This is a genomic window from Nocardia sp. NPDC058058 (assembly GCF_042885355.1).
GTDB lineage: Bacteria > Actinomycetota > Actinomycetes > Mycobacteriales > Mycobacteriaceae > Nocardia.
The window spans coordinates 1,410,769-1,435,312 of sequence record NZ_JBHVSA010000003.1; the positions used below are offsets into that span (position 1 = coordinate 1,410,769).

The following is a 24,544-nucleotide window of genomic DNA, read 5'->3' on the forward strand; positions in this document are numbered from 1 at the left end:
AGCATGTCGGACACATACAGCGGCACGCCGATCGCCATCGTCGGCATCGGCTGTCTGCTCCCGGGCGCGACTACGCCCCAGCAGTTCTGGGACAACCTGCTCACCGGCGCGGACCTGCGTCGGCCGGGCGGTGCCGAGACCTTCGGCACGGATCCCGCCACTCCGGGCGGCTGGGGTGACGAGACCCACGGAATCACTTCCGTACGAGGGGGTTTCGTCACCGAGCCGGTCATGGATCACGAGGGACTGCGCATCGACGCGCAAACCGTCGAGGACCTGGGAGCGGTGGTCCGGTGGCCGCTGTACGCGATCCGGCAGGCGTTGACCGACGCCGGGATCGCCGAGGACGACCCGGTGCTCGAGCGCACCGGGCTCGTCCTGGGCAACTATTCCTTCCCCACCGAGGAATCGGTCCGACTGTGCCTGCCCTTCTTCGAGGAGGGCGTCAGCCGGGGTTTGCGGCAGGCCGGACTGTCGTTGCCGGACAATGGATCCGGCCCCTGGCAGCCGCACGAACAGGTGCGGTCGCTGTGGCCCTCGGGCCTGCCCACCACCGTCGTTGCCGATGCGCTCGGCCTGCACGGGCCGCGGCTCGCGCTGGACGCGGCGTGCTCCTCGGCGCTGTACAGCATGAGCCTGGGCCGCGACTACCTCGCGACCGGTGCGGCCGATGTGGTGCTCGCGGGTGCGGTGTGCGCTCCCGATCCGACACTGATTCACCTGTCCTTCAGCGACTTACACGCGTACCCGGGCAATGGCGTCAGCCAGCCCTTCGACGCGGCCTCGACCGGCATCGTGACCGGTCAGGGCGCGGGGGTGTTCGTGCTCAAGCGCCTCGCCGATGCCGTGCGCGACGGCAACCGCATCCACGCCGTGGTCGAGTCCATCGGCCTCGGCAACGACGGCGCCGGCGCACATCCCCTGGTACCCAATATCTCCGGCCAACTCGCCGCGTACCGGCAGGCCTACGACGACCGCGTCGACGCGGCCTCGGTGGACTACATCGAATGCCACGCCACCGGTACCCCGGTCGGCGATCCGATCGAGCTGCGTGGACTCACCGAATTCTTCGGCGCGGCAGGCATACCGCTGCTGGGTTCGGTGAAAGGCAATGTGGGCCACCTGCTCACCGTCGCGGGCTTCACCAGCGTGCTCAAGGCGATCATGGCCATGCGCAATGGGATCATCCCCGCGACTCCGGCGCAGACCGAGCCGATTCGCCCCGCCGGAGCCGAATCGGCGGCCGATCGACTCGTCACCGCGAACCAGCCTTGGCCGGATAACGGCGGGCGCCCCCGCCGGGCGGGAGTGTCGGCCTTCGGTTTCGGTGGCACCAACGCACACCTGGTACTCACCGACGCCGTGACTTCCGGGCCGGAATCGGCTCACGTACAGAACGCGACGGTCTTGTCGGAGACGTCCGCCACACCAGTTACGGCAGACGTGAACACCACTGCTGGTTCGGCCGCTGCGACGGTCACCGGTGATTGGGCCGACGCGACCGCTGCTCCTGGTTCGGCCGCTGCGGCGGTTCATCCTGATTCGGCGGACGTGAGCGTCGCGAGGCCTGCCGTACCAGCGCCGGTAGTCGGGGCTCCGCAACCGGTTCGGATGGCGATCACGGGTCTGAGCGTACGGGTCGGCGCGGTCGCCGGTGTCGCCGCGCTGCGCCGCATTCGGCGCGCGGGTCGTTCCGGGCTGGCGCAGCGCCCCGAAACCCGTTGGTACGGGGCGGAATCCCTCGGAATCTCCGAGTTGGAGCAGGATTTCGCCGCGGGCTATGCCGACAGTGTCGAGGTCGATGTGCGCGGCTATCGCATGCCGCCCGCCGAACTGCGCCAGGCCAATCCGCAGCACCTGCTGCTATTCGAAGCGGCCGATGAAGCCCTCGCCGAGGCCGGACTGACCGCCACGAAGGAACGGCCCGAGCGCCGTATCGGTGTGGTCGTGGCCATGGAGATGGAACCGCGTTCGCATGCGCACCGCGCCCGCTTCGACATCGGTGCGCATGTTCGCGCCGAATGTGACCGCGCCGCACTGGATCTCACCGCAGATGAGATCGATCGTCTCGAGGCCGCGGTGCGCGCTGGCCTGCACGATCCCATCGGCGCGAACGAGGTGCTGAGCTATATCGGCAACGTGATGGCGGCGCGCATCGCCTCCGCGCACAATTTCACCGGCCCGGCGTTCACCGTGTCGGCCGACGCGACCGGCGGCGCTCGCGCCCTCGAGGTCGCCGGACTGCTGCTGCTGGATCCCACCGTGGAAGCGGTGCTGGTCGGTGGCGTCGAGCTGGCGGCGGGCTACGAGAACACCCTGGTCCGAACAACTCTCGCCGATGGTGTGCGCCCGATCCTGGGCGACGGCGCGGCGGCGGTCGTGTTGACCCGCGCCACCGACGACTCGGCACTCACCCTCGACGCGGTGGCCACCACCGTCGACGGCGCCGAATCGATTGCGCGCCAAGTCCGCTCGACGCTGGCTCACCACGGCCTGACGCCGGAGGACATCGGCTACCTGGAACTCGCCAGCGGCCTGGACTCCGCGGGCCTGACCGACCTGACCCGCCTGTACGGCGACCGCGGCGCGGATGCTCCCGGTTGCGCATTGGCGGGGCACCTACCGCTGGTCGGCGATACCCAGCAGGCGAGCGTGCTGGTCGGCGTGGTCGCCGCGGCGTTGAGCCTGCGCCATCGCGAGCTGCCCCCTGCCACGCCGGAGCTGCGCGAGATTGCCGGTACCGCAGCCGAATTCACCGATTCCGCACTGCGCCTGCTCGACGCCGCGGTCCCGTGGCTGGGATGCGGTGTCGACGACCGCCTCGTCGCCGCCGTGCACGCGGTCGACGGCCCGCGCGTCGCGCACATCGTGCTCTCCGCCGCCCCCGCACGACCCCCGGTCGAGACGATCGACTGGCCGGGCGCGACTGCCCCGGTACTGATCCCGCTCTGCGCCGACAGCGGATCGGACTTGGCCGCCGCCGCACTGGAATGCCTCGCGGCGCTCGACGCTGGAACCGCTCTGATCGACATCGCCCGCGACCGGGTCAAGGCGGCCCGCCCGGAGCCTGATGACGCCGCATGCTCGGGGCTCGAGACCGCTGTGCTCTCGGGACGTACTGACACTGTGCGCCCAGGGCGCTTTACGGCCGTCATCGTCGCGGCCGACTCGGAGGGAGCACGTCGCGAGCTCAATGCGGCAATCAAGCATCTTCCGGAAACCATTGCCGTGGAGCGTGATTGGACGACGCCATCGGGCAGCTATTGCACCGCGCGCCCGGTCGGCGCGCGGGGCCGGATCGCCTTCGTCTATCCGGGTGCGTTCACCGCGTACCCCGAAGCGGGACGCGACCTGTTCACCGCATTTCCCGGCCTGCTCTCGGAGTTCGAACGCGATGCCCGCGCACCGTGGGCGGAATACAAGCATGCGGCCGTGTTTCCCAGCGGTGCACTGGGATTCGACCGCACCGCGCTCATGCGGCACGAGGGCGAGCTGATCGAGTCGATCCCCACCATGCTCGCCATCGGCACGAATGCAGCCGTGCTCTCGACCCGAATGCTGCGCGACGCCCTGGGAATTCGCCCCGACGGCGGCTTCGGCTACAGCCTGGGGGAGAGCAGCATGCTCTTCGCCATGGACGTGTGGGACGCGGCCGTGCGCGATGACGCCGCGCTGAACCGCTCGCCACTGTTCATCGATCAACTGCGCGGACCCAAGAAGCTCATCAGGTCGCTGTGGGCGCTGCCGGACGAGACGCCGGACCGTGAAGTGTGGACCACCCAGGTGCTTCTGGCCGACGCCGAACAGGTGCGCGCGGCCATGGCGACGCTGGATCGGGTGTACCTGACCCACGTCAACACCCCTCGGGAAGTGGTGGTCGCCGGATTCCCCGAGCAGGTCCGCGCACTCATCGCGACCCTGGGCTGCAAGGCCGCCAAAGCCCCCGCGAACCACGTCATGCACTGCGCCGCGGTGGAATCCGAGCGGGCCGAATTCGCCGCGCTGAACAACCACCCGCTCGGCGCTCCCACCCGGGGCCTGGAGCTGCTGTCCAGCTTCGACTACGCCACCGTGGACACCGCGGACCGCGCCGTCATCTCCGACCGTATCGCCGAAACGCTCTGCACCACCGTTGATTTCGCCAAACTCACCGAGAACGCGTACGACCGCGGATTCCGGGTGTTCATCGAAGTCGGTCCCGGCGCCACCTGCACCCGCTGGATCGGTGAAACCCTCGGTACCCGAGAGCATGTCGCGGTCGCGGTGGACCGCCGGGGCATGTCCGTCGGGCAGTCGGTCGCCGCCGCCCTCGCCCGGCTGGTCAGCCACGGTGTCGACGTACGACTGGACCGCCTGTTCCCCGCCGCGAGCGCCGCACCGGCGCGCCCGGTCTTCCGTGCCACCGTCACAGTTGGTGGGGAATCCCTGGTCGAGCGGGTGCGCGAGCGCGCCCGGCCCATTCTCGCCGAATCGAACGCACGTCGCGCGGCTCAGGAAGTCGAGGCGCAGCTGCTCATGCCGATCATCATCGAACCCGATGCCATCATCATCGAGGGGGAACCCTTCGTGTACCTGCCGCAACGCCGTCCCACAGCGTCCGCCACCCCGTCCCCGTTCATCGCCGCACCCGTGGCCGCGGCTGCCGCACCTGCCCCGCTCGGCTCGGGTTCCGCCGCCCTGGCCCCCACCGCGTACCAGTTCACTCCCGGGGCGTCCGTGTCCCAGTTCGCTGCCGGGGATCCCGCCGCATCACCTTCCGCCGCGCCGCGATTCGCGCCCGGCGGCACTGTGCCACAGCCTGCTTCGCCCTACGTGGTCGCGGCACGCACCCGCGTCCTACAGCCCATGCGCCACAGCGTGTCCTACGCGCACGAGTCGTTCCTGCGGGTGCAGGGCGCGCTCGCGCACGCCAGTCTCGACGCCCTCGAGGCGAGCCGCGGTGCGGTGCCACCCTCCGATGCGCTCCCGGCCGTGCCGTCTCAGCCCACCCGCCCGGTGATCTGGGATGAGGCGCAGCTGCTCGAATTCGCCTCGGGCAGAGTCGAGAACGTCTTCGGTCCCGATTTCGCTGCCTACGACACCTACCCGGTCCGCGTGCGTCTGCCCGAGCCGCCGTACCACTTCGTCACCCGCGTCACCGAAATCAACGGCACCCCCGGCGTTTACGAGCCGTCCTCGATCACCACCGAGTACGACGTACCGGTGGGAGCCTGGTACACCGTGGACGGCCTGGTGCCCTGCGCGGTCACCATCGAAGCCGGACAGTGCGATCTGCTGCTGATCAGCTATCTGGGCATCGATTTCCGCAATCAGGGCCGGCGCGTCTACCGCCTGCTGGACAGCGAATTGGTCTTCCACGGCGGACTGCCCCGCGAGGGCCAGACCCTGCGCTACGAGATCAATATCGCGCGCTTCGTATGGAACGGCGACAGCCTGCTCTTCTTCTTCAACTACCGCTGCTACGCCGACGGCGTGCTCATCCTCGAGCTGCTCAACGCCTGCGCCGGGTTCTTCTCCCCGCTGGAGCTGGAGAATTCGCTCGGCGTGGTCAGCAATATCGCGGACCGCAGGCGTCGCGAGGCCATGGTCCGGACCTGGTTCAAACCGCTGGCCCGCACCGAGCGCACCGCACTGTCGGGCGGGGATCTGGAACTGCTCGCCCAGGGCCGTCCCGCCGAGGTGTTCGGCCCCGCCTGGGATCAGACCGCCGACGGCTGCAATCGCTCACTGCGCCTGCCTGATTCGATGCTGCGCATGATCGACGAGATCACCGCGATCGATCGCCTCGGCGGTCCGTGCGCGCTCGGTGAGATCAGCGCGGTCAAGTATCTCGACCCCGAGGGCTGGTACTTCAAGTGCCACTTCCCCGGTGACCCGGTGCTGGCCGGGTCGCTGGTGGCCGAGGGCGGCGTGCAGCTGCTCCAGGTGTACGCGATGTACCTGGGCATGCACCTGGTGCTGCCCGATGCCGAATTCCAGTCCATCCCGGGTCTGAAGACCCAGGTGAAGGTGCGCGGGCAGATCACCCCGGGACAGCGTGAGATCCGCTACCACGTCGAGATCACCAAGCTGACCATGCTGCCGCGTCCGGCCGTTATCGCGGATATCACCGTGTACGACGGCGATAAGGCGATGATCAGCATGCAGAACTTCGGCGTGCAGGTCCGGGAGAAGCCGGGCACCCCGTACCGGCCCGAAACCGGCGGCATCCCAGCGTTTCTCGGCCGCCGCAATGCCCACGGTGAGCCCGCGTTCATCAACGAACTGCATCTGGCGCACGCCGCCAAGGGCGATCTGGCCACCGCCATGGGCCCGGAATTCGAGATCTACGCCGACCGCAAGGCCCCCTATATCCCCAACGGGGACTTCAGGTTCGTGGACCGCATCATGCGATTCAGCGGTGTGCGTGGGCAATTGAAGTCCGGCTCCACCATGGAGACCGAATACGACTGCCCGCCCGAGGCCTGGTACTTCCACGAGAACGCGTTCCCCGGCATGCCGAACTGCGTCTACATGGAATCCTCACTCCAGGCCGCGATTCTGCTCGGCTACTACCAGGGTGCGAGCCTGGCCACCCCGGACCAGGAACTCAATATTCGCAACCTGGACGGCACGGCCAGTCTTGTCAAGCAGATCGATTTGCGCGGCAAGACAATTCGCCAGCACACCCGGATGACCTTCAGTCAGATCATGCCCGGAACCTCGCTCCAGAAATTCGCGTACGAGCTGTTCGCCGACGGTGAGCTGTTCTATCGCGGTGAATCCATGTTCGGCTTCCACACCGCCGACGCCCTGTCCAACCAGGTCGGTCTGGACGGCGGCAAATACGTCGCCCCGTGGCTGGCCGAGCAGCAAAACCTGCCCGCCGACGCGATTCGCTCGCTCCCGGTCCGCGGCCGGGACGACTGGTTCACCCGGTCGGGCCTGCGCCTGGCCGATGGCCACCTGCGCATGGTCGACACCGTGGACATCGTTTCCGGCGGCGGCAAGTACGAGCGGGGCTACCTGAGCGGACACCGCGAAATCGACCACGACGACTGGTATTTCGAATGCCACTTCTACCGTGATCCGGTCATGCCCGGCTCACTCGGCGTGGAAGCGCTGATCCAGGCCCTGCAGGTCTACGCGATCGATCAGGCGATCGGTGCGGAGCTCGAGGACCCGGTGTTCGCCATGCCGCTCGGTGTACCCATGACCTGGAAGTACCGCGGCCAGATCTTGCGCACCGAGGGCCCGATGACCTTCGACCTGCACATCAAGGAAATCCGCCGCGAGGACGACCGCACGCTGATCATCGCCGATGCCAATGTCTGGAAACCGGGCATGCGCATCTACGAGATCACCGATATCGCCGTCGAGGTGCACAACCGCCGAGAGGACGAACGATGAGTATCACCGTCGGAACCGAACCCGCCGTCGAACCCGCAGTCCACACCACCGTCCAAGGTTGCTACGAGACCCTCGTCGACCTCGACGCGCCGATCTATGTCGTGCACACCGCGGACGGCAACGGCATCGGACTGAGCACCCACCGCCCGCTCGATGACGCGACCGTGATCGCCGCCGTCGGGCCGCTGTCCCCGGATCGCTTGGGCTCCGCCGCTTTTCGCGCGCACCACGGGGTGAAGTACGCCTACATGGGCGGTGCCATGGCCGGGGGCATCGCCTCGGCCGACTACGTGATCGCCCTCGCACGGGCCGGATACCTCGGCTCGTTCGGAGCCGCGGGCATGCTGCCCGCTCACGTGGAGGCGGCGCTGCAACGCTTCGCCGCCGAGATTCCGGGACTTCCGTACGCCGCCAACCTGATTCACAGCCCCAGCGAAGCCGAACTGGAGCGCGCGGCGGTGGAGCTGTTCCTGCGCTACGGGGTGCGCTGCGTCGAGGCGTCCGCGTTCATGGATGTGACGCCGAATATCGTGCGATACCGTGTGGCCGGGCTCGCTCGATCCGCCGATGGTGGCCTGATCATCGGAAATCGGGTGATCGCCAAGGTTTCTCGCGCCGAGGTGGCCGAGAAGTTCATGCGGCCCGCGCCCGAGGCCATGGTCGCCGATCTCGTCGCGGCCGGTCTGATCACCGCCGAACAGGCGGAGTTGGCCCGGCTGGTGCCGCTGGCCGATGACATCACCGCCGAGGCCGACTCCGGCGGCCACACCGACCGTCGCCCGCTCACCACGCTGTTCCCTTCCCTGGTGCGCCGCCGCGATCAGCTGCGCCACGAGTTGAACCTGCCGGTGCGCGTGCGGGTCGGCGCGGCGGGCGGTATCGGCACCCCGATCGCCGCCGCGGCTGCCTTCGCCATGGGAGCCGACTACATCGTCACCGGTTCGGTGAACCAATCCTGCTTGGAGGCGGGCACTTCCAGCGAAGTGCGGCATCTGCTCGCCCAGGCCGGCGTCGCCGATGTGGAGATGGCACCCGCCGCCGACATGTTCGAACTCGGTGTGGAACTTCAGGTGCTCAAGAAGGGCACCATGTTCGCGATGCGCGCCAAGCGCCTCTACGAACTGTATTGCGCCTACCCGGGTTTGGACGCGGTCCCGGCCGAGGAACTGGCCAAGCTGGAGCGGCAGATCCTGCGCCGCACGGTGGACGAGGTGTGGCAGGACGTGGTGGAGTACTTCACCCGCCGCGATCCGGACCAGCTCACCCGCGCCGCCGGTGACCCGAAACGCAAGATGGCCTTGATCTTCCGGTGGTACCTCGGCATGGCCTCGCGCTGGGCCGTGGTCGGGGACGGCGATCGCGGTCTGGACTACCAGATCTGGTGCGGCCCCGCGATGGGCAGCTTCAACGAATGGGTGCGCGGGTCCTACCTGGCCGCCGCGGAGAACCGCCGCGTCGTCGATGTCGCCCGAAACCTGTTGCACGGGGCGGCTTTCACCACGCGGGTGCAGCAGTTGGCGCTCGCCGGCGTACGGCTGCCCCTCGATTGCGGCGACTACCATCCCGCCCCGGCCGAGCAGATCGGCGACGAGCTATGACAGTCGTGGTCGACACCGCCGAAACCCTCGCTTCGGCAACCGCCTCGCCGGAAACCAGTGCCGCCCAACTGTATTCGGCGGCGGCCGATCTCGACGCCGCACTCGGTGATCCCGAGGACCCGCACAATGCGTGCGGATTCGCCGCCATGGTTACCCGCGCGGAGTCGGGGAACTTCCCCGACGCGCTTTCCGAGGCGGCCGGACCGGTGCTTCGGCTGGCATATGTGCCCGAGTCCGCCGGCGGCGAATTGATCCGATACGACGAGACATACGCACTGGTGCGCGTGGCGGCCCGGCGCGATCTGACCCTCATGCCCGCCACGATGATCGATATCACCGCCGCCACCTGCGTATTGCTGTCCGGCTCGGCGGCCCAGCGCCGCTGGGTCGTGGATCTGCTGCGCCGGGGCCGCTCCATCGGATTCGCGTTCTCCGAGCCCGAGCACGGCAGCGATCTGCTGGCCAATACCTGCGCGCTGTCCAGGTCCGGGGACGGCTGGCGTCTCGACGGGGTCAAGTGGCTGGTCGGTTTCGGCCGCGAGGTCGAGGCGGCCCTGGTGATCGCGCACACCGGTGGCCGGGGTCCCGCCGCGTTCAGCGCGGTAATCCTCGCGGATCCTCTCGAAATACCTTCCCGCACAGCGGAGCCCGGTGCGTCGATTCGATTCCAGCGGGTAGCCGGTATGCGCGGCGCGCGCTACGCGGAGTTCCATTTCGACGATGTCCAGGTCGAGGCGGACGCGCTGGTGGGACCACTCGGGCGGGGCATGGAAACCGCCATGAAGGCCATGCAGATCGTGCGCGCGACCAGCACCGCCGCGAATCTGGCCGGGGCCGATAGCGCGCTTCGGCTGACACTGGACTTCGCGCGCGGACACCTGGTCGCCAATCGCCCGGTCGACAATCACGCGCCGAATCGCCGCGAACTCGGCACGGCCGCAGCGGCATTGATCGCCGCCGACGCGGCCGCGCTCGGGTGTGTGCGTGCGATGCATACCTTCCCGGAAGTGCAGAGCCTGTGGTCGGGCACCTTGAAGACGGTCCTGACCGGACTCTCGGAAGAGGTGTTCACCCGCTGCGCCGATGTGCTCGGCACCCGCAGCGTGCTGCGCGAAGGTCCGGCGGGCGCGTTCGATGTGCTGCGCGCGGACAACGCCGCCGTCCGGTTCTTCGACACCAGCCCGATGGCGAATCTGCGCCTGGTGTCGATGCAGCTGAACTGCTTCGCCGATCCCCGGCCCGCACCGTCCGATCGCGAATTGCTGGCCGCGACTTTCGATTTGGGAAGCGACCTGCCGCCGTTCGACCTGCAACGATTCACGCTGTCCGCGCGCCGCGATGTAGTCATCGGAGCCCTGTCCGGTGTGCTGGCGGACATCCGGGCCGTACTCGAGCCCTCCGCGCTGGACCGCGGCATCCTGGAAGCCGACGCGATCCAGCTGCTCGAGGAACTCGAGTTGCTCGACCTCGAGGTGCGCTCGGCGGTTGCCGATATCCGCCGCCTGCCCGAGCTGCCTCCCGTACAACGCGGTGTGGCACAGCTGGATCTGGCCCGCCGCATCAGCTATCTGACCGCCGCCGCGTCCTGCGTGCACCTGTGGTGGTTCAACCGGGACCGCTCGCTGTACCGCTGCCCGCCCGGCGCGGTCGGCTGGCTCACCGCCGCGGTCGCCCTGCTGCTGGACAGGTCCAGCGAGCGCACCGCACGACTGCCGATTCCCTTGGCGGGCACCGCGTTCGCGGTGACGTCCCGCCTCTGCCAGGAACGGCGGCTGCTGTCCGCCGTGCCCATCCCGCTGGCCGGACCGCACACCGCTCCGGTGCGGGAGAAAGGACACGCGCTGTCATGACCGCGCAGCACAACCTCACCATCGCCGAACAGCTCGAACGCGATCTCGGCGATCCGCACGATCCGGCGACGCTGCTGTCGTTCCAGCGGATTCTGCGCTACGACGAACTCGAGGAATTCCCGCACGAACTGGTCGGCGAACTGCAGCGGCGCGCGGTGCACGAATACTGCCTGCCCGCCGAATGGGGCGGGCGCGCGGGCGATGTCGAGACCGGCTTCCTGCTGCTGCGCCTGGTGGCTCGCCGCGACCCCACCACCGCCAGCGCGCTCATGCTCACCGACCTGGCCTTCATGCCGACCTGGATCGGCGGCAGCGATGAGCAGCGCCTGCGGTTCGTCTCCATGATCAACAACGGCGCGAAGATGGCGTGGGGGCTGTCCGAACGGCACCACGGCAGCGATGTGCTCGCCAATGACACGCACGCGGAGAAGGTCGTCGGCGGCTACGTGCTCACCGGTGAGAAATGGCTCATCGGTATGGCCACCCTCGCCGATGTGGTCACCGTGCACGCTCGCACCGGAGCCCGCGGCGGTCCCGGTGACTGGTCGGTGTTCGCGATCGAAAAGCGTTTGTGCACCGCAGGTTCGGTGCGTGAGGTGCCCAATGAGCGCCTGCACGGGCTGCGTGCGCTGGACCTGAGCGGTATCCGCCTGGACGAGGTGTTCGTGCCCGAGAGCCACCGCATCGGCGCGGAAGGCCAAGGGCTGGAACTGGTGTTGAAGAGCGCGCAGGTCGCACGCACCACCATCAGCGGTATCGCACTCGGCGCGGCCGATACCGCGCTCCGGGTGACCTGTGATTTCATCGTCACCCGGGAGATCTTCGGCAAGACGGTCGATCAGATCCCGTACACCCGCCGCCAGATCGCCGAGAGCTTCGCCGATCTGCTGCTGGCCGAAGCGGTCGCCACGGGCGGGGTGCGCGGGCTGCAAGCCTGCCCCGAACAGGCCGGTGTGCTCTCGGCGATCGTCAAGTACTTCGTGCCGACCTCGCTCGAGCGCACCCTCGCACAGCTGTCGCTGGTGCTCGGCGCGCGGCTGTACCTGCGCGAACATCCGCACTACGGCATCTTCCAGAAGATGTTGCGGGACATCCTGGTATCGGTGTTCGCCGACGGCAATACCGTGGTCAATCTCAAGAGTGTCGGCGCGCAACTGGAGACGATTCTCTCGCGCGGACAGCACGCGACGCCGGAGCAGCGCGCGGCCGCGGCGACCAAGGTCGCGCTGATGTACGACATCGACGCGAAACTGGAGACCTGGGTTCCGGCGCAACAGCAGCTGTTCTGCCGCGACGGCGATATCGCGTTGCTGGCGCTGCCCGCGGCGATCGAGCGGCTGCGCGAGCTCGCCCTGACCCGCGACGGTGCGCAGCGCGCCTGGCTGGAGCGCTCGGCCGATCTCGCCGAACGTGTACTGGGCCAGGCGGATCGGCTCGCGACCGAACAGCGCGACGCCCAGCAGCGGCTGGGCCGCGACTACGGTTCCTCGGCCGAACTGTATCGGCTCGCCGAACAGTACTGCGCCCTGCACGCCGGTGCGGCGATCGTGCATCTGACCGTCAATTCCGCTGCGGCGCTGTCGGATCCGTTCCCGGACGGCGCGGTGCTGCTGCTGTGCCTGGAACGGGTGTGGCGCACCTTCCATCCCATCGAGACCCTTACCGGCGCCGCCGAGATCGATCGCGTCGCCGATGTGCTCCTACTTCTGCATCGAGACCGAAAGCTGTTCTCGCATTGGCAGATCCAGCTACAGGCCTCCGGCGACGCCGGAACCACGGAATGAATGGAATTGGCATGGTGTATTCGATGACCACGCGGCATCCGGCGTCGTGCGGGCCCGAGCAGGTGTGGGACGTACTGCTGGACTACGCCTCCTACCCGGAGTTCATGACCGGTGTCAACGAGGTCGAGATCCTCGATGACGAGCAGGGCCGCCGCACCAGCAGTTGGGTGGTCGAGCTCAAGGGCTCGGAAATGGAGTGGGAGCAGGAGGATCTCATCTCCATCGAGACCCGCCGCATCGAATTCCGGCAGACCGACGGCGATCTCGCGGTCTACCACGGGTACTGGCAGGTGCACCCCGATGCCCTGGAGTTGAGCGTGCTGTTCGATATCGGCATGCCGCTGGTCGCGGAGATGATCCATCCCGCCGTGGCCAAGGCGCTCGAAGGCTACGCGGGCTCGGTTGTCGCCCGGGCCGAGCAGTAGGGGCGTGCCATGAGCGATATCAAGGCCTCCGACGCCAAGTCCACGTTCAAGCGGGTCAAGCGGCACTTCTCACCGTCCATGGCACTGGCGGGCAAGTTCACCGGACAGGGCGCGGTCGAGGCCGGCTCCAACGGCTGCCGGATCACCCTGTCCGATGGCCGCGAGGCGCTGGACTTCGGTTCCTACGCGGTGGCGCTGCTCGGGCACCGTCACCCCGCGGTCGTGGACGCGGTTCGCGCACAGCTGGATTCGATGCCGACCTCCACCCGTTCGGTGCTGAATCCGGTGCCCGCGCTGGCAGCCGAAACCGTGGTCGACTACCTCGGCGGCACGCTGCCCAAGGTGTACTTCGGCGGCAGCGGTGCCGACGTTGTCGAGGCCGCGGTCAAGCTCGCCCGCGTCGCGACGGGCCGCGGCACGGTCATCGCGGTGCAGGGGTCCTATCACGGTAAAACCCTTGGTGCGCTGGCGCTCACCCACCACCCTCGGTTCCGGGGCAACCTCGACGCACTGCTCGGCGGTGCGGTGCACGTCGATCCCGAGGACGCCGGCGCGGTGGCGCGGGTGCTCGCCGAGACCGAGGTCGCCGCGCTGATCTTCGAACCGGTACAGGGTGAGAACGGTGTCACCGCACTGGATCCGGAGATCCTGGAGCGGTGGTGCGCCGACGCCAAGGCCGCCGGGGCGTTCGTGATCGCCGATGAGATCCAGGTCGGATTGCGCCGCTGCGGTGAGCGCTCCCTCGCGCTCGCGGCCGGACTGCCCGTGGACGCCGTGCTGCTGGGCAAGGCCCTGGGTGGCGGCATCGTTCCGGTGTCCGCGCTGGTGTGCTCCGAACAGCTGTACGCGCCGCTGGCGGCGGATCCGGTGCTGCACACCGCGACCTTCTCCGGGCATCCGCTCTGCACGGCGGCGGTGATTCCCGCGCTGACCGCGATCGAGGAGCATGTGCACGACGGAGTGCGGATCAGCGGCGAAATGGCCGCCGGGCTGGCCGGAATCGTCGATGACCACGACACCGTCGTCACCGATGTGCGGGGCCGAGGTCTGCTGTGGGGCATCGACTTCCACACCCCCGAGTTCGCCGGTGAGGTGCAGGTCGGCCTGGCCCAGCGCGGGCTGGTCGTGTCGACCTGCCTGAGCCGTCCCGAGGTGCTGCGCCTGATCCCGCCGATCGTGGCCACCTCGGCGGATGTGGCGCAGGCGCTGTTCCTGCTGCGCGGATCGATCGAACAGGCTTGCGCCGCAACGGCGTAACGAGAGCGCGGAGGAACCGGACATGACATCTCTCGAAATCGAAGGCGACGCCGAACAACTCGCCGCCGACAGTGTGCTGGCCGCGGATGTGCGCGGCTTCATCCCGCGCACGTCTGCCGCCGCGGCGCGGTCGGTGCTGCTCACCGGCGCGACGGGCTTCCTCGGCGCGTTCCTGCTGCGGGAATTGCTCGCGGCGGGATTGACCGTGCACTGCCTGGTTCGCGCGGACTCGGTGGAGGCGGGCCGGGATCGGTTGCGCGCCAACCTGGAGACCTACGACCTTACCGCCGCCATCGCGATGGAGCGGATCGAGATCGTGCCGGGCGATATCACCCTGGAGCGATTCGGCTTGTCCGAGAACGACTATGACGATCTCACCGGTCGCATCGAGGCGATCTATCACACCGCGGCCAAAGTCAACTTCCTCACGCCCTACAAGTGGCTGCGCAAGTCCACCGTCAGCGGCATTCACGAGGTGCTGCGCTTCGCGTGCGCGGCTTCTGCTCCGCTGCACCATATTTCGACCACGGGCGTATTCAGCGGTCAGACCGGCGACAACACCACCCCGCGCGGCGAACAGCACATCACCGGCCCGGCGGCCGGAATGCCGCTGGGCTACACCAAGAGCAAATGGGTCGCCGAGCAGCTGATCGCCCAGGCCCGCGAGCGCGGGGTACCGGTAACGGTGCATCGGCCCACCCAGGTGTGGGGCGATTCGCGCTCGGGCGCGTGCCAGCGCAATGATTTCGTGTGGCGCTTCGTGATCGGCTCCATCCAGGCCGGTGCGTACCCGCGCAAATTCCGGCTGAAGATGAATCTGGTGCCGGTCGACTACGTGTGCGCGGCGGTGGTGGCGATCTCCCGCCAGGATGCCGCGATCGGCGGGATCTATCACCAGATCGGGCCGGTGGCAATCGATTCCGCCATGATCCGCGACTTCATTCTCGCCGCCGGATACGACCTGCGGGAAGTCAGCATCATCAAATGGATGAAGGCGATCACCGCCGACGTCGAGAACGTCATGTTCCCGCTGCTGCGCACCACCATGCTGATGGAGCACGAGGAACAGCCGCCGTTCGACGATGAGATCACGCGCCGGTTCCTGCGCGGAACCGGGCTCGACGGCGGCGATGTGAGTTGCCCGCCGATCGACGCGGCGCTGTTCTCCACCTACGCGGAATTCTTCGTCCGCAGCGGGTTCCTGCCCGCACCGTAAGACACTCGAGCAGCAGGAGAGTTCGATGACCATCGTATCGTTCGCCACGCAGCGCGATACCTCCGCCACCCTCACCCGCCGCGAGCGTGTGATCGTGGCCCTGGCGGCGCAGGGCATGCCGAATCGCGAGATCGCCGAACGATTGTTCATTTCGGTACGGACAGTCGAAAACCACCTGCAACGTAGCTACATCAAACTCGGAATTCACAGCCGACAGGAACTCGGCGACGCCGCGGTGCGCGCATCGGCCGCCGTATGAACGGAGGGGTCATGGCACAGAGCGAATCCCTACTGGGTGCGCTGCTAGCGCCGATTCGATGGCGGGTGCGCGCGGCGATGCTCGCCCAGGGGCTCGGTGCGATCGCGGGGGTGCTGCCCTTCATCGCGATCGCGGAGTTGGGCCGAGTGCTGGTGGAAACGGGGCCGGACCGCGCGCATGACGCGTGGCGCTGGGTGCTGGTCGCGGTACTGGCGCTGCTGGTGCGCACCGCGCTGTTGCTCACCGCGGGCGGTATCACCCACTTCGCCGATAATGAACTGCAACTGCATATTCGGCGGCGGCTGGTGCGTCGACTGCGTGAAGTGCCGCTCGCGTGGTTCTCCGATCGGAACTCGGGGACCGTGAAGAAAGTCGTCACCGACGATGTCGAGGCGATGCACCATCTGGTGGCGCATTCGATGCTGGAGTTGACCTCCGCGGTGGTGGTGCCGGTGACCTCGCTGGCCTATCTGGTGTGGGTCGACTGGCGGATGACGCTGGTGACCATCGCGCCGCTGGTGATCGGGCTGGGGCTGTACACCATCACCATGGCGGCGATGGGGCCGCGCATGGGGGAGTACGACCGGGCGATGACCGAGATCAACAGTCGCGCCGTGGAATTCGTACAGGGCATCGGGGTGGTGAAGATCTTCGGGCAGACCCGGCGGGCGCATGCGCGCTACGCGCGAGCCGCGGATGACTTCGCCGCCTTCTTCACCGCCTGGGTGCGCTCGACCTTGAATTCCAAGACCGCGGCCGAAGTGGTCTTGTCGCCGGTGGCGGTCTTGGCCGCGGTACTAGGCGGTGGGGCGATCTTCGTGACGCAGGGCTGGTTGACCGCGGTCGACCTGCTGCCGTTCGCGCTGCTGGGGGTGGGCCTGACCGCTCCGGTACTGGCGCTGTTCTACGCCAGTTACGAACTGCGACTTGCCAAGTCGGCCGCGTTGCGGGTGAGCGAGACGCTCGCCGCCGAGGTGCTGCCGGTGGCGGCGCACCCGCGCGTTCCGCAGGGGAACACCGTCGGGTTCGACGGGGTGCACTGCTCCTACGACGGCGATACCGAAGTGCTCGCCGGTATCGATCTCGAACTCGCCGAGGGGACCGTGACCGCGCTGGTCGGGTCGTCGGGTGCGGGTAAGAGCACCCTGGCCACACTGGTGCCGCGCTTTCGGGATGTGAGCGGGGGCGTTGTCACGGTCGGCGGGGTGGACGTGCGCGATATCGCGCCGTCGGAGCTCTACCGCCGAGTCGCCTTCGTATTCCAGGACGTTCGGCTGATTCGCGACAGCATCGCGGCCAATATCGCCATGGCCCGGCCCGGGGCCGAGCGCGAGGAGATCGAGGCCGTTGCGAAAGCGGCCGGAGTGCACGAGGAGATCGAGGCGCTGCCGCGCGGCTACGACTCGATCCACGGCGTGGATGTCCAACTGTCCGGCGGTCAGGCGCAACGGGTTTCGATCGCCCGGGCGCTGCTCGCGGACACCCCGATCATCGTGCTCGACGAAGCCGCGGCCTATGTCGATCCCGAATCGGAAGCGGTTGTGCAGGAGGCGCTCTCGCGACTGACCGCAGGCAAGACCGTGCTGATGATCGCGCACCGGCTCTCGACCGTGACCGGGGCGGACCAGATCGTGGTCCTGGACGGCGGTGCGATCGCCGAACGCGGCACGCACCCTGAGCTGGTGGCCGCGCAGGGCCGATACGCCCGCATGTGGGCGGCATACGAACGCACCAGCGAGAGGACCGGGGCATGATTGGCAAACTGTTGAAAGCCGTTGGCGCCGAGCATGACCGGGCGTTGCGGCGGATGCTCGCGGTGCTGGTCGCCGGTGCGGTGTTGCAAGGCATCGCCTTCGCGCTGTTGGTGCCGATTCTGAAGGCGCTCTTCGGATCCGATCCCGGATCGGTGTGGCCGTGGATCTATCTGCTGCTCGGCGTCACCGCGGCGTACTCGGTGGCGTACTACGTGAGCATGCGCCTGGGCGTGGACGTCGGTTCGGCGCTGTCCAAGAGCCTGCATCAGCGGCTGGGCGATACCGTGTCCACGCTGCCGCTGGGCTGGTTCGGGGCGGAGCGGGTCGGTCAGCTCGGTCAGCTCGCCACCAAGAGCGTCATGGACATCATGGGCGTCCCCGCGCATCTGCTGCGGCCGGTGGTGACGACCGTGGTCACGCCGCTCACCGTCGTCCTCGCCATGTATCTGTTCGACTGGCGACTCGCGGTTGCGCTCACGGTGATGGTTCCGCTGATCGTACTGGTCTACCGCTGGAGTGTGACGCTGAGCGGTAAGGCCGATGCCGGGCGCGCCGAGTCGCGTTCGGCAACCGGTGGGCGCGTGGTCGAATTCGCCCAATTGCAGCCGGTGCTCCGGGTTTTCGGTCGCGGTGAGACCGACGAACTACTCGATGAAGCGCTGCGCACCGATCACGGTGCGTCCCGGCGGGTGCTGGCCGCCACGGTGCCCGGCCTGGTCGGATTGAGTGTCGCGGTCCAGACGACCTTCACCGTCGTCATCGTCCTGGGCGTGTACCTGGTGCTCGACCGCGGCCTCGAGGTCGCGACGCTGCTCGCGGTGCTGGTGCTGGCGGCCCGATTCACCGAGCCCATCGCCGAATTGGCGATCCTGGGCTCGACCCTGAAGTCCGCCACCGGTGCCCTCGATCGTGTCATCGCCCTGCTGGACGAACCAGTGCTGCCGGAGCCGCTCACGCCGAAAGAACTCTCCGGCAACGAGATCCGCTTCGAGAAGGTCGAATTCGGCTACGGCGACAGCTCGGTACTGCGCGAGGTGACCTTCACCATCCCCGAAGGCACCACCACCGCCCTGGTCGGCCCCTCCGGTTCCGGAAAGACCACCATCGGCCGTCTGATCGCCCGCTTCTGGGATGTCAACGAAGGACGAATCCTGTTGGGCGGTGTAGACATTCGCTCACTCGCCGGTGCCGACCTCATGTCCCGAATCTCCGTCGTCTTCCAAGACGTCTACCTCTTCGAAGACACCATCGAGGAAAACATCCGCCTGGGCCGCCCCGGCGCCACCGACGCCGAAGTACACGCCGCCGCCGACGCGGCCCGAGTCACCGAAATCGTCACCCGCCTCCCCGACGGCTGGGCAACGCGCGTGGGCGAAGCGGGCGCCTCCCTCTCCGGCGGTGAACGCCAACGCGTTTCGATAGCCCGAGCCATCCTGAAAAACGCCCCCATCGTCATCCTCGACGAAGCCACCGCGGCCCTGGACCCCGAAAACGAACAAGCCGTCCAAGAAGCCTTGACCACCCTCACCGCCGACCGCACCGTCCTGGTCATCGCCCACCGCCTGCACACCGTCATGCGTGCCGACCAAATCCTGTTCCTGGACAACGGTTTCATCATCGAACACGGCACCCACCCCGAACTCATCGCGGCAGGTGGCCGCTACGCCGGCTTCTGGGCCCAGCGCGACCGAGCCAGCACCTGGTCCCTGACCTGAGCGGCCCAAGTCGCTAGTGGTCGACGTATTGTCCGAGCGTTTGCTGGAGTTCGCTGAGACCGGGTTCGGAATACAGCTTGCCGAGTGTCATCACCAGGACCGGACAACGCTCCTCGCGTTTGCCCACGACCCGCTCGGACGCTACTTTCCGGCCGGTCTTGGCTTCGTACAGGTTCGCCTGGTAGATGCCCTGGTACATGGGCAGGGTCTTGCCTCCATCGAACCAACAGTCCTTTATGAGCACCCCTTCGGAGGCCTTGCCGAGGCATGCGATGAGCTGAATCCGGTGCATGTCCGGACGTGTGAGCTCCGGTGGCCCCCATTGGGGCGGCGCCTTGGCGTCCTCCAAGATCACGGGCTGGATTCTCCCCGTATCGGTGGTGAGGAACGTCGTGACTCGATGCGGACCGCTTCCGGTATAGGCGTCCATATCCGGGTAATAGATCCGCGGGCTGTCGCATCCACCGCGCATCTCCCAGATGGATTGAACCTCAGCGGAATTCGCGACCAGCGACGGCTTCTCATCCCGCTTCGCCAGCTCCATATCGACGATGTAGGAGAGTGCCATGCACACCGCGACCGCCCCGGCTACCGTCCATCGCCGCTGCCGTGACCACGGCTTCGACGAGGGCCGTGCGGTGGGGGAGAACGACCCTTGTCGTGGGGGAGTGAGCGGCACTTGTCGTGCGGCGGTGATGGGCTTTTGTCGTGCGCGGGTGACGGACTCTTGTCTTGCGGGGGTGACCGATCCCCGTCGCCCCCGTGGTGCTCGGACCATCTGCCCGGCCTCACCGAGCACCATCGGCAGCACCGAATCGATCCCATCCAGCCGCGTCCCGAGCACATCCGCCTGAATCGCATCCAACAACTCGACCCGATCGAGCCCATCCCCTCGTAGTGCCCGCGCAGCCGCCGACCTCTCGTCCGCGACCAACCCCAGCACCATCATCCCCACCGGCAACGGCCACAGCCCATACCGATACGCCAGCCGCCCCGCAACCTCCATCCCCACCGCACACCCATCGGTCAAAGGCACCCCGTTCCAATCGAACGCCCCCGCCCCAACCGCCTCCGAAACCGGCTTGCGCCCAACAGCATCCGGATCACCCACGAACAGCTGAATCCGCCCCCACCGCCCCACCGAATCAGCCTGCATCAACTCAACCAGCAGCGCCCGCGTATCAACCGGCCCACTCGCCCGCCCAGCAGCCGCCCGCAACGCCGCCACCACCGTGGAATGCAGCGACGCCCCAACAAGCACGCCATTCATGATGAAATCCCCTCAGCTAGAGGAATCCATCATGAATATCACCAGCGTTCTGGCGCAATATATTTGGGAGTCTGCCGAAAATACGCTATCGCTCAATGTCGGTGAATGGGACGAGGTAGGGGGAGACGCTGGTGAGTTTTTCGCAGGTTTCCTCGAATTCTCGGTCGGGGGTGGATTGGGCGATGACGCCTGCGCCGGCGCGGAGCCAGGTGGAGTCGGGGGTTTGGTAGACGGCGCGTAGGACGAGGGTGGCTTCCAGTTCGCCTGCGGCGGAGAAGGTCACTACCGCACCGGAATAGAGGTTTCGGGGGGAGTTGTCCAGGCGGAAGATGGCGTCTACCGCAGGGTGTTTGGGGATGCCGGAGGCGGTGACTGAGGGGAAGAGGACTTCGAGGGCGTCCCAGGGGGTGTGGTGGGGGGAGATGTGGCCTTGGACGGTGGAGGCCAGGTGCTGGACGCTGCCGCGTTCGCGGACGGACATGAAGTCGGTGACGGTGAGGGTGCCGGGGGTGGCCACGGCGGAGACCTCGGTGCAGGAGGCTCGGACCGAGACCGCGTGTTCGACAATCTCTTTGGGGTCGGATTCGAGGTCGGTGCGGGCGGCGGAGTCCGAATCCCGGCCGCGGCCGAAAGCGCGGGTACCGGCGAGGGGTTCGGTGGTCACCGTTCCGTCGAGGTCGACGGCCGCCACCAGTTCGGGGCTGAAGCCCGCTGCCTCCAGGGTGCCCAGGCGCAGCAGGAAGGAACGTGCGGGGGTGTTGTGGGCGCGGCCCAGGCGGTAGGTCTCGGCGATGTCGACCTTGAACGGCACGCTCACTCGGCGCGAGAGAATGACCTTGTCGTACTGGCCTTTTCGAATCTCGGCAATGGCGGTGGCGACGCGCTCACGGTAGTCGGTCTCATCGACGGTGACATCGATCGGACGCGGCGTCGACGTGGGCTCGGGGGCGGTGCCGAGTACGTTCGCGATGAAGGCGGCTTCGGCGTCCGACGCACCCGTCACCGTGACGCCGTGGTCCGTCAGCGTGACCTCGACGCGGGGAATCATCAAGTGCGCCAATCCGATTCCCGGACGCAGATGATGTTGGGCGTCGAAGGACCGCGCGCAGAACTCGAAGCCGATCCAGCCGTAGACGGTGCCGGACGCGGCGGCCGGATCGCTCATGCGGAGCTGGTCGAGGGTGCGTTCGAGCACGGTGACCGGGCGGCCGGTCCAGGGCTCGTCGGAGACCCGGTCACCGGTGGTGACGCGGATGCGGTCGGTATCCAGTTCGATGGTGGCGAGCGGGTCGGCGGCGAAGACCACCGCGCCGAGGCGTTCGTAGACCACGTATTCGCCGAATAGCCCCGATCGTGCCAATCTGCTGACCGCTGCCACCTGATCGGCGGTGGTTTCGGGCGCGGCGAACTCTGTTGTTGTCACGTGCGTACTCCGTCGTTGAATTAGGTGTTCAGCGAAAAGCGTTGGTCACTGGTACATGAGGGCTTTGTCCCACGATTCGTGTGGGCCGAAGAGGTAGCGCGCCTTGAGAATGTCGCGGTGGGAGGTGAGGACCTCGGTGGGCACCAAGGTGCCGGGCGGCAATGCGGTGATGCGGTGCGGGATATCGAGGGTTTCGGTGATCGCGGCGCTCAACTCCCGCCTGGCCTGTTCGCGCACCTCATCGGGTGCCTCGAATTCCAGGATCACCGCGTCCGGGGTGGCCTGCGCCCGCCAGAACATCACCTGATATTCGAGGGGGAGCCCGAATACCAACTCCTCCAACTGATTCTGCGTCACCGTGCGCCCACGCACCGGATAGCCGAACCCGGCCCGCCCGAAGACCCGGACGGTGGGCAGCACCAGCCCGCACGGGCACGGGGCGTAGCTGATCTCGACATCATCGGCGAGGTTGTAGCGCAGTAGCGGCATGGCTTCGCGATAGAGCGGCGTCACGACCAACTGCCCACGGCCGTCGGCTCGAATCTCGCCGGTCGTGGGGGAGTACACCTCGAAGATCGCCCGATCCGCCCACAGGTGCAGGCGTCCGTCGGGGCATTCACCGGCCACGGTGCCGGTCTCGGTGGACCCGTACTCCTCGACGATCGCCGCCCCGCCCCAGATCTCGCCGAGCCGTCGCTTGCGCGCCGCTGTCATCGGTTCCGCCGCGACGAAAAGTGCACGCAGCGAAGGGAAGTCGACATCGGGACGCAGACCCGCCGCGCGCGCCGCCGCCGCGATCGTCACCGCCTCGGTGGGGTTGCACCAGGTCAGACTGACCTCCAGCGCCGCCATCAGCCGCACGATGCGCGAGAGCGGCAATGCCAGCGACCGCGCGTCCCCCGGCACCACGGTCGCCCCGCGCAGCCGCCCGGCCGCCTGGGCGAGATGCCCGGTGATGACCAGCGCGTACGGCGTGCGCACCAGAAAAGTGTCCTCGGGAGTGATCCCGACCCATTTGCGGGCATATCGCTCGGCCAGATCAACCCAGTCGCGCTCGGTGTAATACGACGCCGTCGGCTGCCCCGAAGTACCACTGGATTCGTGATAGGTGGCCAACTCCCGCCGGTCCACCGCGAGCAAACCGAACGGATAGGAGTCGCGCAGATCCTGCTTGCCGGTCACCGCGAGCGATTCGAAATCCGCGGCCGTCACCGGTGCCCCGCCCCCCGCATAACGCCGGGCATAGAACGGCGAGCGCAGCGCCCGCTCGAACAGTTCGGGCAGGCGGGACCGCTGTAGCCGCGCGAGTTCGTCGAAGTCCGACCAATCGCCGAGATCCGGGCGCTCACGAGTCTCGGTGCGGTCGGCCGATAGTTGCGTCATGAATACTCCTTCAGCGAAACATATTCATGACTACCGCGCCGCACCCGGCGCTGCCCAGAGGGTAGGCTACTCAAACCCGGTCGCGGCCTACTCAATTTGCGGAATGTTTTCCGGCGCAAATAAATTGAGTATCGACTACTCATGATTTCTCGGCACTCATAGTGGTCGTATGGTCTTCATGCGGACCCAAGACCTCTTCCTCGCAGGCATCGGAAGTCAGGTGCCGGAACTGATTTCGACCGAAGCGGCCGTCGCCGCGGGCTGGTACGACGAGGCGGCGCGCAAGGCCTCGGGCCTGCTCTCGATCGCGGTGAGCGCGACCACCCCCGCCCCCGATCTGGCCATCGCCGCCGCGCGGACGGCACTGTCCGCCAGCGGGCACTCCGCCGACGATATCGGCGCGCTGCTGCACAGCTACACCCATCACCAGGGCCCGGACGGCTGGTCCGCGGCACACTACATTCTGAACAACACGGTGGACCGCCCGGTGCCCGCCATGGAGATCAAGCAGGGCTGCCTCGGCATGCTCGCCAGCCTGGAGTCGGCGGCGAATCGGCTGGCGGCCAACCCTTCTCACGATGCGGTGCTGATCACCACCGGCGACAACTTCTCCACCCCGCTGGTCGACCGCTGGCGCGCGTCGAAGCTGTTCGTGCTCGCCGACGCCGGATCCGCCGCGGTGGTCTCGCGCCGTACCGGTTTCGCACGGGTGCACGCGGTCGGATCGCTCTCGGATTCGTCGATGGAGATCCTGCACCGCGCGGGCGAAGACCTCTTCCCGCCGGGCGTCACCCGCGGCGTCGGACTCAATTTCGATGACCGGGCGATGAAGGTTCGCGAGCAGTGGGCCACCGGTCAGGCCCCGCCGATTCGCAACTTCGGGCTCCGCGTCGCCGCGATCGCGAACCGCACCCTGGACGAGGCCGGCGTTTCCATGGACAAGGTCGCCAAGGTCTGCCACATCGGCTTCTCCCGCGACTCGCTCGAGGCCATGTTCCTGCTGCCGCTGGAAGTCGAAGAGCACCAAGAGGTTTGGGACCATGCCCGGACCATCGGCCACACCGGCGCGGCGGACCTGTTCCTCGGACTCGAACACGTATGGCGCACCGGACAGGTGCAGCCCGGCGACCACGTACTCATGATCGCCGCCGCGACCGGTATGGAAGCCGGTGCCGCCGTGGTCGAGATCCTCGCTCCCGCACCGGCCGAATAGGAGATCGT

Annotated in this window: 14 protein-coding genes; 11 read left to right on the forward strand and 3 right to left on the reverse strand. The window is 67.6% G+C overall.

Features of this window, described 5'->3' with window-relative positions; all coding sequences use genetic code 11:
* The first annotated feature begins 3 nt into the window (after positions 1-3).
* From ACFVUS_RS30400 to ACFVUS_RS30445, 10 genes are read left to right on the forward strand one after another with little or no spacing between them, the layout of a single operon-like run.
* Complete coding sequence (locus tag ACFVUS_RS30400; RefSeq protein WP_387774066.1) at positions 4-7,389, forward strand: beta-ketoacyl synthase N-terminal-like domain-containing protein; 7,386 nt, start codon at positions 4-6, stop codon at positions 7,387-7,389.
* Positions 7,386-8,987: a PfaD family polyunsaturated fatty acid/polyketide biosynthesis protein gene (locus ACFVUS_RS30405; protein ID WP_387774069.1), complete on the forward strand. Its 1,602-nt coding sequence runs from the start codon at positions 7,386-7,388 to the stop codon at positions 8,985-8,987. Before ACFVUS_RS30400 ends, ACFVUS_RS30405 begins: the two co-directional genes overlap by 4 nt.
* On the forward strand, positions 8,984-10,837 hold the full coding sequence (locus ACFVUS_RS30410; protein WP_387774072.1) for an acyl-CoA dehydrogenase family protein: 1,854 nt from the start codon (positions 8,984-8,986) through the stop codon (positions 10,835-10,837). Before ACFVUS_RS30405 ends, ACFVUS_RS30410 begins: the two co-directional genes overlap by 4 nt.
* Positions 10,834-12,621, forward strand: coding sequence for an acyl-CoA dehydrogenase family protein (locus ACFVUS_RS30415; RefSeq protein ID WP_387774075.1), 1,788 nt, complete (start codon positions 10,834-10,836; stop codon positions 12,619-12,621). The genes ACFVUS_RS30410 and ACFVUS_RS30415 overlap by 4 nt, the downstream gene beginning before the upstream one ends.
* 11 nt (positions 12,622-12,632) lie before the next feature.
* Positions 12,633-13,046, forward strand: a complete 414-nt coding sequence (locus tag ACFVUS_RS30420; RefSeq protein WP_387774078.1) for a type II toxin-antitoxin system RatA family toxin — start codon at positions 12,633-12,635, stop codon at positions 13,044-13,046.
* Positions 13,047-13,055: 9 nt separating this feature from the next.
* Positions 13,056-14,303, forward strand: coding sequence for an aspartate aminotransferase family protein (locus ACFVUS_RS30425; protein ID WP_387774081.1), 1,248 nt, complete (start codon positions 13,056-13,058; stop codon positions 14,301-14,303).
* 22 nt (positions 14,304-14,325) lie between these two features.
* Positions 14,326-15,519 carry a thioester reductase domain-containing protein gene (locus tag ACFVUS_RS30430; RefSeq protein ID WP_387774084.1) on the forward strand — a complete coding sequence of 398 codons (1,194 nt, stop codon included), beginning with the start codon at positions 14,326-14,328 and terminating at the stop codon, positions 15,517-15,519.
* Positions 15,520-15,544: 25 nt separating this feature from the next.
* Positions 15,545-15,778 carry a response regulator transcription factor gene (locus tag ACFVUS_RS30435; RefSeq protein ID WP_375959693.1) on the forward strand — a complete coding sequence of 78 codons (234 nt, stop codon included), beginning with the start codon at positions 15,545-15,547 and terminating at the stop codon, positions 15,776-15,778.
* An 11-nt stretch (positions 15,779-15,789) separates the two neighbouring features.
* On the forward strand, positions 15,790-17,532 hold the full coding sequence (locus ACFVUS_RS30440; protein WP_387774088.1) for an ABC transporter ATP-binding protein: 1,743 nt from the start codon (positions 15,790-15,792) through the stop codon (positions 17,530-17,532).
* The gene (locus ACFVUS_RS30445; RefSeq protein WP_387774091.1) at positions 17,529-19,247 is read left to right on the forward strand and encodes an ABC transporter ATP-binding protein; all 1,719 of its coding nucleotides are present in this window, start codon (positions 17,529-17,531) and stop codon (positions 19,245-19,247) included. The genes ACFVUS_RS30440 and ACFVUS_RS30445 overlap by 4 nt, the downstream gene beginning before the upstream one ends.
* Positions 19,248-19,260: 13 nt before the next feature.
* Here ACFVUS_RS30445 and ACFVUS_RS30450 read toward each other — a convergent pair whose 3' ends face one another.
* The 3 genes from ACFVUS_RS30450 to ACFVUS_RS30460 form a co-directional block, all read right to left on the reverse strand.
* Positions 19,261-20,517, reverse strand: a complete 1,257-nt coding sequence (locus ACFVUS_RS30450) for a hypothetical protein (RefSeq protein WP_387774094.1) — start codon at positions 20,515-20,517, stop codon at positions 19,261-19,263.
* 85 nt (positions 20,518-20,602) lie between these two features.
* The gene (locus tag ACFVUS_RS30455; protein ID WP_387774097.1) at positions 20,603-21,940 is read right to left on the reverse strand and encodes a salicylate synthase; all 1,338 of its coding nucleotides are present in this window, start codon (positions 21,938-21,940) and stop codon (positions 20,603-20,605) included.
* A 45-nt stretch (positions 21,941-21,985) separates the two neighbouring features.
* Complete coding sequence (locus ACFVUS_RS30460; RefSeq protein ID WP_387774099.1) at positions 21,986-23,323, reverse strand: phenylacetate--CoA ligase family protein; 1,338 nt, start codon at positions 23,321-23,323, stop codon at positions 21,986-21,988.
* Positions 23,324-23,501: 178 nt separating this feature from the next.
* Between ACFVUS_RS30460 and ACFVUS_RS30465 the strand changes: the two genes are divergently transcribed.
* Positions 23,502-24,536, forward strand: coding sequence for a ketoacyl-ACP synthase III family protein (locus ACFVUS_RS30465; RefSeq protein ID WP_387774101.1), 1,035 nt, complete (start codon positions 23,502-23,504; stop codon positions 24,534-24,536).
* Positions 24,537-24,544: the final 8 nt, after the last annotated feature.

What these genes read in the sequence shown, in the direction of transcription:
- ACFVUS_RS30405 (WP_387774069.1), top strand. Translation starts at nt 7,386, where the DNA reads ATGAGTATCACCGTCGGAACCGAACCCGCCGTCGAACCCGCAGTCCAC.
- ACFVUS_RS30410 (WP_387774072.1), top strand. Translation starts at nt 8,984, where the DNA reads ATGACAGTCGTGGTCGACACCGCCGAAACCCTCGCTTCGGCAACCGCC.
- ACFVUS_RS30425 (WP_387774081.1), top strand. Translation starts at nt 13,056, where the DNA reads ATGAGCGATATCAAGGCCTCCGACGCCAAGTCCACGTTCAAGCGGGTC.
- ACFVUS_RS30450 (WP_387774094.1), bottom strand. Translation starts at nt 20,517, where the DNA reads ATGAATGGCGTGCTTGTTGGGGCGTCGCTGCATTCCACGGTGGTGGCG.
- ACFVUS_RS30430 (WP_387774084.1), top strand. Translation starts at nt 14,326, where the DNA reads ATGACATCTCTCGAAATCGAAGGCGACGCCGAACAACTCGCCGCCGAC.
- ACFVUS_RS30420 (WP_387774078.1), top strand. Translation starts at nt 12,633, where the DNA reads ATGGTGTATTCGATGACCACGCGGCATCCGGCGTCGTGCGGGCCCGAG.
- ACFVUS_RS30435 (WP_375959693.1), top strand. Translation starts at nt 15,545, where the DNA reads ATGACCATCGTATCGTTCGCCACGCAGCGCGATACCTCCGCCACCCTC.
- ACFVUS_RS30460 (WP_387774099.1), bottom strand. Translation starts at nt 23,323, where the DNA reads ATGACGCAACTATCGGCCGACCGCACCGAGACTCGTGAGCGCCCGGAT.
- ACFVUS_RS30465 (WP_387774101.1), top strand. Translation starts at nt 23,502, where the DNA reads ATGCGGACCCAAGACCTCTTCCTCGCAGGCATCGGAAGTCAGGTGCCG.
- ACFVUS_RS30415 (WP_387774075.1), top strand. Translation starts at nt 10,834, where the DNA reads ATGACCGCGCAGCACAACCTCACCATCGCCGAACAGCTCGAACGCGAT.
- ACFVUS_RS30400 (WP_387774066.1), top strand. Translation starts at nt 4, where the DNA reads ATGTCGGACACATACAGCGGCACGCCGATCGCCATCGTCGGCATCGGC.
- ACFVUS_RS30445 (WP_387774091.1), top strand. Translation starts at nt 17,529, where the DNA reads ATGATTGGCAAACTGTTGAAAGCCGTTGGCGCCGAGCATGACCGGGCG.
- ACFVUS_RS30440 (WP_387774088.1), top strand. Translation starts at nt 15,790, where the DNA reads ATGGCACAGAGCGAATCCCTACTGGGTGCGCTGCTAGCGCCGATTCGA.